General features: G+C 70.5%; 19 protein-coding genes and 1 pseudogene. 14 read left to right on the top strand and 6 right to left on the bottom strand.

The window, feature by feature from the left end; translation table 11 throughout:
* Positions 1 to 19: 19 nt before the first annotated feature.
* From ACTMS9_RS23160 to ACTMS9_RS23185, 6 genes are all read left to right on the top strand, one after another.
* A complete protein-coding gene (locus ACTMS9_RS23160; RefSeq protein WP_357611686.1) occupies positions 20 to 958 on the top strand; it encodes a LysR family transcriptional regulator in 939 nt (312 codons plus the stop codon).
* A 481-nt stretch (positions 959 to 1,439) separates the two neighbouring features.
* The gene (locus tag ACTMS9_RS23165) at positions 1,440 to 2,954 is read left to right on the top strand and encodes a hypothetical protein (RefSeq protein WP_441166006.1); all 1,515 of its coding nucleotides are present in this window, start codon (positions 1,440 to 1,442) and stop codon (positions 2,952 to 2,954) included.
* Positions 2,955 to 2,959: 5 nt separating this feature from the next.
* Entirely contained in the window at positions 2,960 to 4,243 is a 1,284-nt protein-coding gene (locus ACTMS9_RS23170; protein ID WP_441148855.1) for an ATP-grasp domain-containing protein, read from the top strand.
* A 5-nt stretch (positions 4,244 to 4,248) separates the two neighbouring features.
* Positions 4,249 to 5,007: a class II glutamine amidotransferase gene (locus ACTMS9_RS23175; RefSeq protein ID WP_441166007.1), complete on the top strand. Its 759-nt coding sequence runs from the start codon at positions 4,249 to 4,251 to the stop codon at positions 5,005 to 5,007.
* A complete protein-coding gene (locus ACTMS9_RS23180; protein ID WP_441166008.1) occupies positions 4,994 to 5,803 on the top strand; it encodes a 2OG-Fe(II)-dependent halogenase WelO5 family protein in 810 nt (269 codons plus the stop codon). The genes ACTMS9_RS23175 and ACTMS9_RS23180 overlap by 14 nt, the downstream gene beginning before the upstream one ends.
* Positions 5,800 to 6,366, top strand: a complete 567-nt coding sequence (locus ACTMS9_RS23185; protein ID WP_441148857.1) for a YbaK/EbsC family protein — start codon at positions 5,800 to 5,802, stop codon at positions 6,364 to 6,366. Before ACTMS9_RS23180 ends, ACTMS9_RS23185 begins: the two co-directional genes overlap by 4 nt.
* Before the next feature lie 218 nt (positions 6,367 to 6,584).
* Here the strand turns inward: ACTMS9_RS23185 and ACTMS9_RS23190 are convergent, their stop codons facing one another.
* A complete protein-coding gene (locus tag ACTMS9_RS23190; RefSeq protein WP_441166009.1) occupies positions 6,585 to 6,827 on the bottom strand; it encodes an STAS domain-containing protein in 243 nt (80 codons plus the stop codon).
* Between the two features lie 9 nt (positions 6,828 to 6,836).
* Here ACTMS9_RS23190 and ACTMS9_RS23195 point away from each other — a divergent pair, with 9 nt between their 5' ends.
* The 7 genes from ACTMS9_RS23195 (at position 6,837) to ACTMS9_RS23225 (ending at position 10,845) form a co-directional block, all read left to right on the top strand.
* Positions 6,837 to 7,355: a Mu transposase domain-containing protein gene (locus ACTMS9_RS23195; RefSeq protein ID WP_441166010.1), complete on the top strand. Its 519-nt coding sequence runs from the start codon at positions 6,837 to 6,839 to the stop codon at positions 7,353 to 7,355.
* Positions 7,352 to 7,681: a transposase gene (locus tag ACTMS9_RS23200; RefSeq protein WP_441148860.1), complete on the top strand. Its 330-nt coding sequence runs from the start codon at positions 7,352 to 7,354 to the stop codon at positions 7,679 to 7,681. The genes ACTMS9_RS23195 and ACTMS9_RS23200 overlap by 4 nt, the downstream gene beginning before the upstream one ends.
* Positions 7,678 to 8,469, top strand: coding sequence for an IS21-like element helper ATPase IstB (gene istB, locus ACTMS9_RS23205; protein ID WP_441166011.1), 792 nt, complete (start codon positions 7,678 to 7,680; stop codon positions 8,467 to 8,469). Before ACTMS9_RS23200 ends, istB begins: the two co-directional genes overlap by 4 nt.
* Positions 8,470 to 8,477: 8 nt before the next feature.
* Positions 8,478 to 8,654: a hypothetical protein gene (locus tag ACTMS9_RS23210; protein WP_441166012.1), complete on the top strand. Its 177-nt coding sequence runs from the start codon at positions 8,478 to 8,480 to the stop codon at positions 8,652 to 8,654.
* Positions 8,655 to 8,800: 146 nt separating this feature from the next.
* A complete protein-coding gene (locus tag ACTMS9_RS23215) occupies positions 8,801 to 9,586 on the top strand; it encodes a maleylpyruvate isomerase N-terminal domain-containing protein (protein ID WP_441166013.1) in 786 nt (261 codons plus the stop codon).
* 70 nt (positions 9,587 to 9,656) lie between these two features.
* On the top strand, positions 9,657 to 10,208 hold the full coding sequence (locus ACTMS9_RS23220) for an AAA family ATPase (RefSeq protein ID WP_441148864.1): 552 nt from the start codon (positions 9,657 to 9,659) through the stop codon (positions 10,206 to 10,208).
* A gap of 352 nt (positions 10,209 to 10,560) precedes the next feature.
* Positions 10,561 to 10,845, top strand: coding sequence for a hypothetical protein (locus tag ACTMS9_RS23225; protein WP_319462039.1), 285 nt, complete (start codon positions 10,561 to 10,563; stop codon positions 10,843 to 10,845).
* Positions 10,846 to 10,914: 69 nt separating this feature from the next.
* On the opposite strand, the gene ACTMS9_RS23230 is transcribed toward ACTMS9_RS23225, so the two are convergent.
* The 4 genes and pseudogenes from ACTMS9_RS23230 to ACTMS9_RS23245 all read right to left on the bottom strand — a co-directional run bounded on the left by ACTMS9_RS23230 (position 10,915) and on the right by ACTMS9_RS23245 (position 13,541).
* Positions 10,915 to 11,319, bottom strand: a complete 405-nt coding sequence (locus tag ACTMS9_RS23230) for a hypothetical protein (RefSeq protein ID WP_441148865.1) — start codon at positions 11,317 to 11,319, stop codon at positions 10,915 to 10,917.
* A 263-nt stretch (positions 11,320 to 11,582) separates the two neighbouring features.
* A complete protein-coding gene (locus ACTMS9_RS23235; RefSeq protein ID WP_441166014.1) occupies positions 11,583 to 12,068 on the bottom strand; it encodes a DUF1062 domain-containing protein in 486 nt (161 codons plus the stop codon).
* A 320-nt stretch (positions 12,069 to 12,388) separates the two neighbouring features.
* Positions 12,389 to 12,940, bottom strand: a pseudogene (locus ACTMS9_RS23240) (VOC family protein); the annotation flags it as partial.
* Between the two features lie 112 nt (positions 12,941 to 13,052).
* On the bottom strand, positions 13,053 to 13,541 hold the full coding sequence (locus ACTMS9_RS23245) for a DUF1992 domain-containing protein (protein WP_441148867.1): 489 nt from the start codon (positions 13,539 to 13,541) through the stop codon (positions 13,053 to 13,055).
* Between the two features lie 142 nt (positions 13,542 to 13,683).
* Here ACTMS9_RS23245 and ACTMS9_RS23250 point away from each other — a divergent pair, with 142 nt between their 5' ends.
* Entirely contained in the window at positions 13,684 to 14,088 is a 405-nt protein-coding gene (locus ACTMS9_RS23250) for a YkvA family protein (RefSeq protein ID WP_280838691.1), read from the top strand.
* Between the two features lie 16 nt (positions 14,089 to 14,104).
* Here the strand turns inward: ACTMS9_RS23250 and ACTMS9_RS23255 are convergent, their stop codons facing one another.
* Positions 14,105 to 14,659, bottom strand: a complete 555-nt coding sequence (locus ACTMS9_RS23255; protein ID WP_441166015.1) for a GNAT family N-acetyltransferase — start codon at positions 14,657 to 14,659, stop codon at positions 14,105 to 14,107.
* Positions 14,660 to 14,728: the final 69 nt, after the last annotated feature.

Below are 14,728 nucleotides of genomic sequence, written 5' to 3' on the forward strand. Positions count from 1 at the left end.
ATGCCATTAGCATGGCTTAATGCTCGATCTCGGCCGGCTCCGGGCCCTGCACGCTGTGGCCACCTACGGCTCAATCGCCGCCGCCGCCACGGCCCTCGGCTACACCCCGTCGGCCGTCTCCCAGCAGATCGCCAAGCTGGAGCGGGAGGTACGCACCGAGCTGCTCGACCGCCAGGGCCGGCGGGCGGCCCTGACCCCGGCGGGACGGCTGCTTGCCGAGGCGGCCCGAGACGTGCTGGCGGCGCTCGAGCAGGCGGAGGCCCGGTTGGAGGGGCAGCGGGGCGTTCCCGCCGGCCGCCTGGTGCTGGCGGCCTTCCCGACCGCCTGTCGGGGCCTGCTGCCGGAGGTCGTCGCGGAGTTGGCCGAACAGCACGCCGAACTGGACATCCGACTATGGGAGATCGACCCGTACCGGGCGGTTGACCTCGTCGTGGAGGGTGAGGTCGACGTCGCGGTCGTGCACGACTGGGACAACACCCCGCTGATCCTGCCGGGGACGCTCCGCGCGGAGACCGTCGGCGTCGACGTGGCGGACGCGGTGCTGCCGGCCGGCCACCCGCTGGCCGCTCGTGCCGCGCTGGGCGTGGCCGACCTGACCGACGAGCGGTGGGTCAGCCAGCACCCGGGCTCGATGTGCCACGACTGGCTGCTGCGCTCCTTCGCCGAGCAGGGGCGGCGGCCGGACGTCGCCTACCAGGTCGACGAGTACCAGTCCCAGATGGCGGTGGTGGCGGCCGGTGTGGGGGTCGCGCTGGTGCCGAGACTCGGCCGGGGGGCTGTGCCGCCGGGGGTGCGGGTGGTGCCGCTGCACCCGGCCACCTCTCGGCGGATCATCGCCATCTGGCGGCCGCAGAGCACCCTCCGCCCCGCCGTCGCCGCGGCGCTGGCGGCGCTGCGTCGGCGGTGGCCCGACCCTTCGCCGCGGCCGGGCGCCGACCTGACCCGGGCCGCCCGCTGAACGGCCGCGCGCGAGCCGGCGGCGGCGAGTCAGATATGTGACGGCGCTGCCGGCCAAGCCCGGGCACCGAATGTCCGAGCACACAATTTCCCGTTCACCTGCCCTCAATACACTGCGGCGTCATTCAATGCGGTTGCGCCGGCTCAAATCGTGAGACGACGGGTTGACGTTTCCCGGACCGTGCCCCAAGGTGATCCCGAGCCGGATAGCCAACGGGGGTGTTGTCTGGACGAGACCGTGCGCGATGTAAAGCGCGGCGTGGTTCGGGTAAACGATTTCTGACTTTCTGATTGTGCCGCTCGGTGGAGTGCGGCCGCAGAATCCCTTCATCGCGCCACCTTCCGCTTCTCCTGCCCGGTGGCCCGCCCGAGCCCTACCACCACTCGCAACCACCTGGAGCGCGTTCCTGCGCGCGCCCGTGTCCGCCGGGCACGCGCAGGCGATGACGCGCGTCCTCATCCTGTAGAGAGGAAACGACAAGATGGTCATCGAGACCCCGCAGCGGTCCGCCGTGGACACGCTCCGTCGGGACGCCCTCGCCGAACTCAGGTCGGTGCTCTCCGCCGCCGACTTCGCCGGGGCCGCGCGGTGCGCCGTACGCCTGCATGCCGCCCTGCCCCATCAGTCCACATTGGAGCGAAACGTCGTGCTGGTGGCGTACGGCGGCGGCAAGGACAGCTCCTACACCCTCACCTTCGTGCGGGCGATGCAGCTCATCCTGTTTCAGATCCACGGCGCCACCTTCCGGATGCGGGTGGCCACCAACCGGCACGCCGGCATGCCGCGCGCGGTGATGGAGAACATCGACCGCGCGTACCGGGCGCTCTCGCTCTCCGCCGACCCGGACTGCGAACTGCTGCTCATCGACGGCACCACCGTCTCGGTCTTCGACGTGGACCTGCCCCAGAGCCCCGCAGTGATCGAACGCAACCGGGTCGACATCCTGATGACCGGGCACCGTACGGCCGGGGATGCCCGTCCCACCTTCTGCAATGCCTGCAACCTGAGCATGGTGAACTCATTCGGCCTGGCGGCGGCGTACGGCGACGGCGTGGATCTGATCATCACCGGCGACTCGCGCCGGGAGCAGCGCGACTACGTCCTCTGGGTCAACCGACTCGCCCGCCGTTTCGGCCTGCAGCCGCCGCCCGGGGAGCGGCAGGGCTTCAAGGGATTCCTGGGCTCACTCAACCGCATCGCCGGGGCCTACTTCACCGACATCCACGGTGCGGAGGCTCAGCAGACCGTGGCCGAGCACGCGATCACCACGGACGTCCACCCGGACCTGCAGTTTTTCTCGATCTACGACGACACCGCCTACGCCGCGGGCGAGCACTGGGAACTGCTCACCGAGTTCCTCGGCTTCGTCTTCGACGACATCGCCTTCAGCTTCACCGAGTCCGACTGCGGCAACCCCTCCCTCATGGCGCACCTGCGGGCGCTGAAGGCCGAGCGGTGCCACGGCCGCTCGTACGCCGAGGGCCTGCTGGAATACGTCGAGTTTGCCGTGTCCCTGATGCGGCGCAAGGAGTTCCCCGAGCGCCTGGTGACCATCATGCAGGAGCGCTACACCATGCCCGGCGCGGTCGAGCGGATGCGCGCGGCGATGGACGCGTACGCCTCGGAGGCGTACGGCCTGACCGAAGAGCAGTTGGTGGCGATGGTGCAGGCGCCGTTCGCGGAGAAGGGCGTGGGCCTGGCCCGGTACCTGGCCGCCGAGCAGCCCGACCTGGTCGGTGAGGCCTCGCGGATCCACGAGCTGCTGGCCGCGGCCGACGACGAGGTGGCACTGACCGCCCGCCTGGAGCGGCTCAGTGGGCTGACCCTGGCCCAGCTGCGAGTGCTCTACCGCAGTTCCCTGCGGTTGCCGTCGCTGCAACCCGCCGAGGGAGAGCTCATCGACGCCATCCTGTCCGGCGACCCGCACAAGGACGTCATCATGACCAGGCGCGAGGCGGGCGGCGATCTGGTTCCCGAACTGCTTTCCGGGCGATGAACCCGATGGGCGACCGGAGCGGCACCGACTTCGTGCAGGTCGGCGCCACCAGGGACGGGCTGGATCCGTATCTCGACCAGGCCCGGCAGCGGGGGATGCGGGCGGTACTTGTCGAGACGCCGGCCTACCTGCGGTGGCGCCGCGCACTCGGGCGGCGGCCGTTCGACGTCGAAATGGCGGTCGACCAGCCGCAGGACGTCGAGCGGGTGATCGCGGCGCTGCGCGGCCACGACGTCGCGCCGGCCCTGCTGCTGTGCGGCTTCGAGCGCTACGTCGGGTCCGCCTTCGCGGCGGCGCGCCGGTTGCGGGTGCCGCCGTGGCCGCGGGTCGGGGAGACGTTCCACCCGCTCGACAAGCTCCGCCAGCGCGAGGCCCTCGCCCGGCAGGCGCCCCACCTGCCGCAACCCGGTATCGCCCTCCTCGACCGGCACGGCCGCTGCGACGGGCCGGAGCTGTGCTATCCGCAGGTGGTCAAGCCGGTGGACGGCGGCGGCGGGCTCGGCGTCCTGCTGGTTGACGGCGCCGAGGAACGCGGCCGGGCTCTGGCCGCCATCGGCGCGCTGAGCAACTACGGCGGGGGGGCCTTCGGCGCAGTTGTGGCCGAGGAGTTCGTCAAGGGCCCGGAGGTGTCGGTCCAAGCCGTCGCCCACGACGGGCGGGCCGTGCTGGTGAGCGTCTGCGACAAGATCACCACGATCGAGCGGCATCCCGGTCCGGGTGGCGCCGAGCTGGTCAGCTTCCGGGAGGTCGGGCACGTCGCGCGCCATGGCGGCCTGGCCGATCCCGAGCTGCGGAGACTCACCCAGGCCGCGATCGACGCGGTCGGGTACCGGGAGGGGCCGTTCCACGTGGACGCGATCCGCGGCACCGCCGGGCCGGTCTTCCTGGAGATGGGCTTCCGGCTCTCCGGCGGCGGGCTGGTCGCACTCGTCGAGCGGGCGACCGGGGTGTCCTGGCCGTCCGTGGTGTTCCAGGCGCACCTGGACGGTCGGCCGCCGCGTCTGCCCGCACCACCAGCCGGCCGGCGCGGCGTTGCCGGGCAGGTCGCCGTCACCGCGCCGGCCGAGTGGGACGCCGCGCGGGCCCTGGACACCGCGCGGCTCGGCGTGGACCTGAGGCCGGCACCGGTGCCCGCCGCGGATGCACCGGCCGCCGCGGACCGGGCCGCTCTCGGCTCGGACCTGCTGCGACACACCGGGGCACTGGGTCGCGTCGTCGTAACCGGGGACCACGTCGACGAGGTCCGGGCCGCCTTGGAGTCCCTGGTCCGTCATCGATTGCGAGGTTGATCAACGTGTGCCGTCTGCTGCTCGCCACCGGTCGCTTCGACGCCGGTCAGGTGCTGGAGGCCGCCGTCGACATGGCCTGCGGCCGGACCGCCGACCACGAAGGGCCGATCTTTCGTCACCCCAACGGCTGGGGCGCGGTCTGGCGCGACCCCGACGGTTCCGGGCGGTTGCGGGTCCACCGTGACGTCCGGCCCATCGAGGAGAGCTTCCAGGACTCACCCCTGGTGGACCTGCGGACTGACGTGCTGGCCATCCACACCCGGCACGCCACCATCCCCACCAAGCTCGGGCTGGAGTTCACCCATCCGTTGGAGCGGGTCGACGTGGTGCCCTGGTACTTCATGCACAACGGCTTCCTGCCCACCGTGCACCTGCGGCTGGGACTGAGCGACTCCGTCTTCGACTCGCGGGAGTACTTCGACTACATCGTGCCGGCGGAGGCCCGAGCGCTGGACCCTGTCGCCACGCTCGCCCTGCTTCGGGACATCCCCGTCGGCGGCAGCTCCGGCAACGCCTTCGCGGTGAACCCGTACGCCGCCTACGTCATCCACTGGACGCCGCCGCAGGAGGCGCGGCCGCGCTACTTCGGCATGTCCCGCCTGGACACGGCGGCGGCGACGTTCGTCTCCTCGGAGATCCTGCCGCAGTTCGCGTCGGCCGCGGACTGGCGTCCACTCCCCGCCGACCACGTTCTCGGGATCCCCTTCGCCCCGACCGCTCGTGTCGCGCACCTCGGAAAGGACACCCACCATGCCCACGTCTGACACCTGGGACCGCGTTGTCGTCGACGTCCGTGAGCAGCGGCCGGACCCGGCACTGCTCCGTGACCTGGTCGATGGCCGCGCCGCCGTCGTCGTCCTGCGGGGACTTTTGCGGGAGGACGCGTTCACCCGCAACCTGGCCCGCGTCCGGGAGCTGTTCGGCAGCGCCTCGACGACGCAGTACGTCAACGGCACCCTCACCACCATCGGCCCCTACCTGAACAAGTACCTGGATGACCTGGACGGCTACTTCCAGGCCGCCAAGGAGTCCGAGACGATGCTGGCCGAGGCCTCCTTCGACCTGGCGGCACGAACCCGGCAGGAACTCCGGGAGCAGTTCGGCCTGCAGAGCCTGGAGCCGGCGCGCGAGCCTGACGGACGCGAGTACGCCGGCTCGGTGGTGCGCATTCACGCCGACGGTGTACGCAACCCGCTGCACAACGACAACATCATGCGTGATGCCCGCAACGTCGACATCGTCCTCCGGGACCTCGCCTACCAGCTCAGCTGCGTGGTTTGCCTTCAGGAGTGCACCAGCGGTGGCGAGCTGTGGATGTACCGCAAGCCGTGGGAGGCGACCGACGAGCAGCACAAGATCCCGGGCCACCTGGGGTACGACGAGCAGGTGGTGGCCGGCGTGCCGGCACACGAGTTCAAGCCCCGCACCGGCGACGTGTACCTCATCAACCCGACCCGTTACCACGCCATCGAGCGGGTTTCCGGCACCGACCGGCTGACCATGGGCTTCTTCATCGGCTTCGCCGACGACGCCCTCGACTCGGCGGTGGTGTGGGGATGACCCGGCCCATTGACGACGCGACCCGCGCCCACGCGTCGGCCGCGGACCGGCTGCTGGCGCTGCTGGACTGCGGCGGTGCCCGGTACCGGCTGATCACGCACCCGCCGGAGGGGCGTACCGACCTGGCCAGCAGGTTGCGGGGGCACCCGGTGGAGCAGGCCGCCAAGTGCATCGTGGTGCGGACCAGGATGACCAAGAAGGTGTCCCGGTACGTGCTGGCCGTCGTACCGGGGGACCGGCGGGTCGACCTGGAGCGGGTCTGCCGACTGCGCCAGGCCCGGGAGGCCGTCTTCGCCGACCGGCAGACCGCGGAGCGGCTGGCAGATGCGGTCAGCGGCGCGATCATCCCGTTCAGCTTCGACCCCGGGCTGGAGTTGGTCGTCGACCCCGACCTGCTTCGGCACCCGGAGCTGTTCTTCAACGCCGCCACACTGGACCGCTCGGTCGCCCTGCACACCGACGACTACGTCCGCCTGGCACGGCCGGTGCTGCACCCGATCGCCGAGCCGCTGCCCCGTTGTCCGCCGGCCGAGACCGCACCGGCGGGAGCCGGGGTCGGCTGACGCCCGCGGACGCATCAGCTCGGCCCGCACCGGGGGTTGATACCGGGTGACCACGTCACTGTTTCTGGTTGGGTTCGCCGGGAGGCTCGAACCCCTTCGGTCTCGACAGAGCCTCGGGGTTCAAGTCCTTCCGGCGCCCGCGCCAGGCCCCGGCAGGATGCTCGTCCTTCCGGGCAGCGGTCGCTGCTGGCACATGGGAGTGCCAGGCGGGCACCCGCTCATCCCGGCCGATCACCGATCCACGCCGTCGGGAACTCGTCGGCCAGGCCGACCAGGCCGAGGACGGTGGCGGTGATCCGGGACGGGTTGCGTACGAGCAACGCACAGCCGTCCGAGGCGGCCCTCCGCCGTACGGTCAGCAGCGCGGATATCCCGGCGGCGGAGAAGAAGCTCACCCCGCTCAGATCGAGCACGAGTACCGGCGGCGGTTGCCCGCCCATGACGTCTTCGACGTAAACCACCTGGTCCCGGTGCCGGAAGTCGCCACCCTGGCCGAGCTCAACGAGCGGATCGCACTCATCGACCGCGCCGAGGACGAGCGGCGGCTGGAGCACCGAGTGCGCACCATCGGGCAGGACTTCGGCGTCGAGCAGCCACTGCTGGCGCCGCTACCTGTCGAGCCGTTCGGGGCTGGCCGGCAGCTGACTCCGAAGGTCAACCGTTACGGGTTGATTGGGGTGCGCTCGTCGTTCTACTCGGTTCCGGCGCGGTTTATCAGCCAGACGGTGCGGGTGATGTTGCACGCCAGCGAGGTGGTCGTGTTCGACGGACGCACCGAGATCGCCCGTCACGAGCGGTCGGTGACGAAGAGTTCGCAGACCTTGGTGTTGGACCACTATCTGGAGGTGCTGCTGCGCAAGCCCGGTGCCCTGTCGGGCTCCACCGCACTAGCGCAGGCCCGCGAGACTGGCGTGTTCACGATGGCCCACGAGGCGTTCTGGGCGGCGGCGAAGAAGGCCCACGGCGACGCCGACGGGACCGCGCTTTGATCGACGTGTTGCTGCTGCATCGCCGGCTGCCCGCTGCGGACGTCATCGCCGGCATCACCCTGGCCCTGTCAGCCGGGGCCACCAGCGCCGACGTGGTGGCCGTCGAAGCGCGGCGGGCCCGGCAGGTCAGCCAGTCCGTTCCCTCTGGCGACGCCGACGCTGCCGCGGGCAGCAGTGAACAACGGCGGGTCGTCAGCCTCACCGAACGGCGCCTGGCCGCGCTGCCGAAAGACAGCCGCCCGCTGCCCTCGGTCGCCCACTACGACCAGCTGCTGCGCCTCCGGCGAGCAGGACAGCCACCACCGTCGCAAGGAGCCGTCTCGTGAGCCGAGCCCGCCGCCCCATGACCGAACCCGCCGCCGAAGCCGCGATCGACCAAGCCTGCCGAGCACTGCGGCTGCCCACCATGCGCACCCGCGTCAACGACCTGGCCACCGCTGCCGAGAAGGAACAACTGTCCTACCGCGGGTTCCTCGCCGAACTGCTCATCGCCGAGTGTGACGACCGCGACCGGCGCCGCTCCGAACGACGCATCAAGGCCGCCGGCTTCCCCCGGCAGAAGTGGCTGAGCGACTTCGACTTCGACGCCAACCCAAACATCAGCTCAGCGATGATCAATACCTTGGCCACCTGCGGCTGGGTCCGCAACGGCGAACCGCTCTGCCTCGTCGGCGACTCCGGCACCGGCAAGTCCCACCTGATCATCGGCCTGGGCGCCGCCGCCGCGATGGCCGGGTTCCGGGTCCGTTACGTGCTGGCCGCGAAACTGGTCAACGAACTCGTCGAAGCCGCCGACGACAAGATCCTCAACAAGACCATCGCCCGCTACGGCCGCGTCGATCTGCTCTGCATCGACGAACTCGGCTACATGGAGCTCGACCGGCACGGCGCCGAGTTGCTGTTCCAGGTACTGACTGAACGCGAGGAAACCAACTCGGTGGCGATCGCGTCCAACGAGTCGTTCTCCGGCTGGACGAAAACCTTCACCGACCCTCGCCTCTGCGCGGCGATCGTCGACCGGCTCACCTTCGGCGGCAACATCATCGAGACCGGCACCGGCTCCTACCGCCTCGCCCACGCTCACCAGAAGAACCTGGCCATGGCCGCGGACTGACCCACGCCATGAGCGACCCGACCATCCCCACACCTGCCGAACGGGCCGCGCTCAACGCCGCCCTGCTCGCCACCGGCACTGAGACCGGTTTCTGGGACGACACCGGCCGCCCCGCACCCTGGCCCGACGACATCGACGAATGGCACCCGCAACAGAGCAGCCACCCCCCGCGCACCCCAGCGTGAGCGATGCTGTTGCCTTCTGAGGATCACCGATCTGAGGAAGGGGCGCCCGCGCGTCATCCAAGGGCACGTATCAGTGCCGGGGCGGCCGCCGCGTCGGCTGCCAAAATCGCTGTCCGGTCGTCGGAGCACAGTGATAGAAAGCCGGGGTGCACAAAATTCTCACGTTCCCTGATCAGCTGCGGCTGATCAACGAACGGTCGGCCGCCTTCCGCGCTGCGGTCGCCGCGGCACCCAGCCTCGACGTTCAGATGCCGACCCATCCCGAGCGGACGCTGTTCGATCACGTGCAACACGTGGGCATGGGTCGCCGCAAGGCAGCCGCCATCGTCACCGCCGGGCCCGCGGACGCTCCGCCGGAGGAGTCCGCATGGGGAGGCGGCACGGGTGCACCTCGGGAGCGCGAGGCTCTCCTGGCCTGGTGGGTCGAGTCCGTCGAGCACCTGGCGAGCGTGCTGCGCGAGGCGGGCCCGGATCGCGGTTGCTGGACATGGTGGTGGGACTCGCCGTCACCGCAGACCTCCGGGGCCTGGGCGCGGCGCCAGCTCCACGAGATCGCGGTGCACACCTACGACGTCCAGCTCACCGGGGGTGCCCCGCAGCCGATACCGGAGGAGATCGCCCTCGACGGTTTCGACGACTGCCAGTTCACCCTCTGCGCAACGACGGTCGCCTGGCCACACGAACCCGCCGTCGTCGATTACCACGCCACCGAGGGCCACTCCTGGCGCCTTCGGCTGTCCCACGACGGCGCACAGGTCGCCCACCTCACGCCCGCTGCCGGCGAGGACTCCGACACGGCCGATGCCTCCGCCCGGGGCACGGCCAGTGACCTGGTCCTGTTCTTCTACGGCCGCATACCGCTGGATTCGCTGAAGTTCGAAGGCGACCGTCGTATCTTCGATCAGCTCGTAGCCTGGGACCCGTCCGTGTGACAACCGACGACACGCCATCTCCTGCGCCCCGAGGCCGAGGCCGCAGCGAAGTCGCAGGTATCCGGCTCGGGTGGCTACGCTCGTGAACAACGTTGATGTGCTCGTCCTGCACGGATCGCCAGGCTCGGGAAAGTCCACCCTGTCGGGCGCCATAGCGGACCTGCTGCGTGAGTCCGGTTTGGCGAACGCGGTGATCGACCTCGATGACCTCACCATGGTCTACCCGCACCCCGAGCGGTCTTTCGCGCTCAACAATCTCAGGGCAATGTGGCCCAATTGCGCGACTATTGCGGACCTGCGGCTCATCATTCCCAGTGTCATCGCGGACGAGGACGAACGGGTGCAGCTTCGCGCTGCCGTGCCGGGCTCACGGTTCGTCGTCTGCGAGCTGACCGCCCCTGAGACGGTCTTGAAGGAACGGGTCACCGCACGGGAACCGAACGAGTACTGGCGCAGCCGGCTACGCAACTTCGTCGATCTCTACCAGCAGCGGAGCGATCTTGCGAGGATCCGAGACTTTCAAGTGTCGACCCACGCAAGGCCTGTTGCGGAGGCAGCTCGCGAAGTCATCGAACAGGTCGGATGGCAGCTTCGGCCCGAAGCCGAGCGCCTACATACCTAACGCACAGTCACTGATCTGAGTTCCTGCGGCAGGCCGGGGTGGGGCCAAATCGGGCCGTCACACCATCGCACGCCTCCACCGCGATGGGGCCACCACAGACCGTCCGAGCCGGGCCACCGCAAGCCGTCAGAATCAGGCGGTCGCCGCAGCGACTTGATCGTGGTCGAGAACGAGCTGAACTGCCCAACAACGACCGCCCGTTCCGCCGTCGTGGCTCATCTGCCTGTCCTGTGCAGCTGGTGGGCCGGCCAGCAGGGCGTCGCTGCGCTACCTCGTGGCCAACACCGACGGTCGAACCAACCCTGGGGCCGGGCTGCTGTTCGTCATCCCGGGGCCCACCACGACACTCAGGGTGAACGGCCGGGCCTGCGTCTCCACTCGCCCCGAGCTGCTGTCGCAGCTGACCGCCGTGGGCAAGCCACCGGCCAGTGCGCTGGTGCTGGGCATCGAGGAGGTCTACCCGCACTGCCCCAAGGCGCTGCTGCGCGGCGGGGCCTGGAAGCCGGAGCAGTGGCTGCCGGCGGACGCCCAGCCGACCTCGGCCGAGGTGACGCTGGCCCAGCTGCGGATGCCGGCGCTGACGATCGCCGACATCGAACAGGTGGAGGCGGACTCGCTGAAATACCGCTACGAGTGACGGGCCGCGGACCCACCGCCGTGCGCTGAGGCCGAGGTCGGCGCAGGGCGGTGGGTCCGTCGTCGCGTCCTATTCCTCCGGCTCCCAGGCGATCAGCTGGTCGAGGACGCGCCGGTCGCCGTCGAGCCGCAGCGAGTCCATCGGAATGCGGCCGTAGCAGAACATGACCAGCTCATTGGCCGTGCCCCGGGCGGAGACATAGGCCGCCTCCGGGCCCTCGCCGGCGACCGGCGTGGGGAGGCGGGCGGTCCGGGCGCCATCGGCGGAGAACCAGAGCCGCCAGGAACGGCCCTCGGTGGCGTGGTAGTCGATGACCGCGGGCTTGTGCGGCCACGCGGCCGTCGTCGCGACGCAGGTGGTCAGGAACTGGTCGACACCGTCGAGGGCCACCTCGTCCGGCAGCGGCTGCGGGGCGCCCACGGCGACCTGGGCGTCGTAGGTGTGCACGGCGATAGGAAGCAACAGAACAGACATTATGATGCATCGCCGCTTTGCCCGTTATGTCCAGCCTGAATACTGGAATATCGTTACCGGTTATTCAATAAACCGAAAGCCCTGCTGACTGGCGGGCTGTAGAGGTTCCTGGCAGCGCCAGCCCAACAAAGGCCAAGCCCTGACCCAACTGCGCGCCGTCGGGCACGACGTTCTATGACGGGTGTGGCTTGCGCCTCCGGTATCCGGCATGGTTCGGGGATGAAGCCGGGCGGGCCGGGTGGCCCGCCGCGGCTACATCCCCGCTAGTCCCCGGCCACCACCGTGAAGGTGAATCCGGCGCTCGTCGGACGGCGCAGCGAAATGTCGCACTTGATCCGGCGCAGTACCTCGTTCCTGCTGAGGCCCAGCCCTTGCGCGATGAGTCGTTCCGGGCGCACCGGTACCGGATCCTCGAAGACGACCTCCACCTGGACCGGCCACGCCTCGTCCGGCCAGGCCGGCGGGGTGTCCAACCGCCAGGCCCCCGTCCAGTCCAGGGTGAAGCGGTTGCGCCGGGCGAGCAGCGGATCCAACAGCCGGGACGCCACCAGTTCCGGATCGTTGACGCCGTAGCCGTGGAGCTCGGCCGGATCGAAGGATCTGACCGGCGCTCGCCCGTGGACGGTGAGCTTGCTCGTCCGGTCGCAGGACACGCAGCGGACCAGCAGCCACACGTCCAGCAACTTGCCGTTGGCGTTGACGCGGAATTTGCCCTCGCCGGTGGTGGCCGACTCCGACCGGCAGTCCACGCACCGCAACGACAGCAGAGGCAGCCTGGTCCGACGAACGACCCAGGGCAGCACGATATGAGGTTGTGAAGACATGATCTCTCTCTGGACCTGACACGAGGCCGATTACGCGCGCGGCCTCAGACGCTGTACGACCGGGCGCACAAGGGCAGCCCGGCAGAACCGACGGAGAGCGTCGGCTACAGGTGAGCGGAAAAAGGTGTCAGGTCTACAGAGCAGGCGGGGTCACGCGTTTTGTCCTCTGTCCTCACAGCGACGGGCCGCAGGCACCCTATGGGAACGCGGAAGGAGGGCTCAAACGGTTTTCGACCGAGACTTCGTCAGCCCGGGGAGAGGACGCAGAACTCGTTGCCCTCGGGGTCGGCGAGGCACCGCCAGGACACATCGCCCTGGCCGACGTCGGCGCCGGTGGCACCGAGAGCCTCCAGCCGGGCCACCTCCGCCGCCTGATCATCACCGGGATACGGCTTCAGGTCGAGATGGACGCGGTTCCACACGGTCTTCACGGGCGTGCGAAGGAACTCCAGATACGGCCCGACACCCTTGGCCGAGCGCAGCACCGCATGATCATCGGTCACCTCGTGCAGGGTCCAGTCCATCGCCTCGCCCCAGAACCGGGCCATGGCCCGCGGATCCGCACAGTCGACCACCACCGCGGCGATCGGCCCGGTATCCCGGTAGATCTCCCGAGGCTCCAACACGCAGAACACGTTGCCCTCCGGGTCGGCCAGAACCGTCCACGGGACATCGCCCTGGCCCACATCCGCGGGCGTCGCACCGAGATCCATCAGGCGCGCGACCAACTCCGCCTGATGGGCCGCAGAGGTGGTGGCGAGATCGAGGTGCACGCGGTACTTCACGGTTTCGGGGTCCGGCACGGTGACCTATGCCCGGTGGATGAGTGGATGAACCAGCCAGTGGGCCATCCGCCACTCCCGGTCGGAGGAGGCCAACCGTACGGCCGGCGCCCGTGACGGGGTGCGGTCAGCGCGAGCGCCGCCACGGAAAACGCCAGCGGCGGCGCCGGGCCGGGCGGCCGGCGGTGGTCGCCGGCTCGGTGGCAGCGGCCAGGACAGCCGCCGAGCGCTGTTCCCGGTCGGCCCGCCAGCGTCGTACCGTCTCGTCGACGTTGACCGGCCGGACCACCACCCGGGGGCCGGTCGGGGTACGCAGCCAGGCCACGATCTCGGTGTTCAGCGCGGCCACGTACGCCCGGACGGACTCCTCGGTGGGCAGGTCACGGACCTCGTCGGGGACCTGCTCGACCCGGCGGCGCAGTTGCAGCGGCGTCGGCAGCAGCAGATCGCTGGGCAGGGCCTCCCGCTCCAGGAAACTCTTGATCCACCACGACTCGTCGTAGGGGGCGCCGCGGCCCGGGATCGGCTTGCCCATGCCGGGCAGGTTGTCGAAGTCGCCGCGCTCCACTGCGGTGCGGATCTGCGCCTCGACCGCCGCTTCCCACGCGTTGCTCACGTCACCCACCTCCCCGAACCACCGTATCCGCCGTACCGCCGAGGTTCAGCGCCCCGGCGCGGCCGGGCATTCCCCGCCGGCGGGTGGTGGCGGCCGGAGCGTAGATTCCCGGCAGGGTCGACGCGGGGCGGAGGAGGGCAGCGTGCGGGACTGGCTGATCGGGCTCGGTGTGGCGGTGGCCTGCCTGCTGGCCAGTTGGGCGCTGCTGGTGCTGCTGGCCCGGCGGCTGCCGCCGGGCATCCTGCGCGATCTGGCCGCGTTCATCCCCGACTGTCTGACCACGGTCCGCCGGCTGCGCGCCGACCCCCGGGTCCCCCGCAAGGCGAAGATCGCCATCGTGGTGGCGGGCCTCTGGCTGGCCAGCCCGATCGACCTGATCCCGGAGTTCCTGCCGGTGATCGGCCCGCTGGACGACATCGTGGTGGTCGCGCTCGCGCTGCGCTACGCGGGCCGGCAGGTGCCGCGTGAGGTGCTGCTCGCCGCCTGGCCCGGGGAGCCGCGCCTGCTGCTGCGGCTGCTCGGCCCGCCCGCCACGCCACCGGCCTGATCCCCGCCGGAGACGATCAGTCCCGCCGGCGCACGTGGCGGTGCCCGTCACCCGGGTACGGCGGCCGGGCGGGCAGCACCTCCACGAACGGGTACCCGCTCTTCTCCGCCACCCGGCAGGACGCCGGGTTGTCGACCTCGTGCAGCAGCTCCAGCCTGGCCAGTCCGGTGGCGGCGAAGCGGGTGAACGCCCACCGGCTCACCGCGTCCACCGCACGCGGGGCCACCCCGCGGCCCCGCGCCGCCGCGGCCGTCCAGTAGCCCACCTCAGCGTCCGGCCGTCCCGGCGTGACGTCCTTGAGCAGCACGCAGGCGACGAGCCGCTGCCCGCCGTCGACCGGCTCCGTCTCGCAGACGGCAAAGCAGAAGCGGCGGCCGGCCGCCCAGCCCTGCCGGTGCCGCGCCACCCAGCGGCGGGCGTCGGCGGCGGTGCGCACCGGGCGCCGGGTGCGCGCCCGCAGTTCCGGATCGCGGTAGATCTCCAGCAGCGCGTCGACGTCGTCGTCGCGCCACGGGCGCAGGACCAACTCGGCGGTGGACGTGGTGGCGGGCACCCGCAGGACGACGGACATCACAGCAGTGTCACCGCTGAACGGGCCGGCGCAAAGATGCGGTGCGCACGGCGCAGCGGTTCCCGGCGT

The organism is Micromonospora sp. L31 (assembly GCF_052068075.1).
Classification (GTDB): domain Bacteria; phylum Actinomycetota; class Actinomycetes; order Mycobacteriales; family Micromonosporaceae; genus Micromonospora; species Micromonospora purpureochromogenes.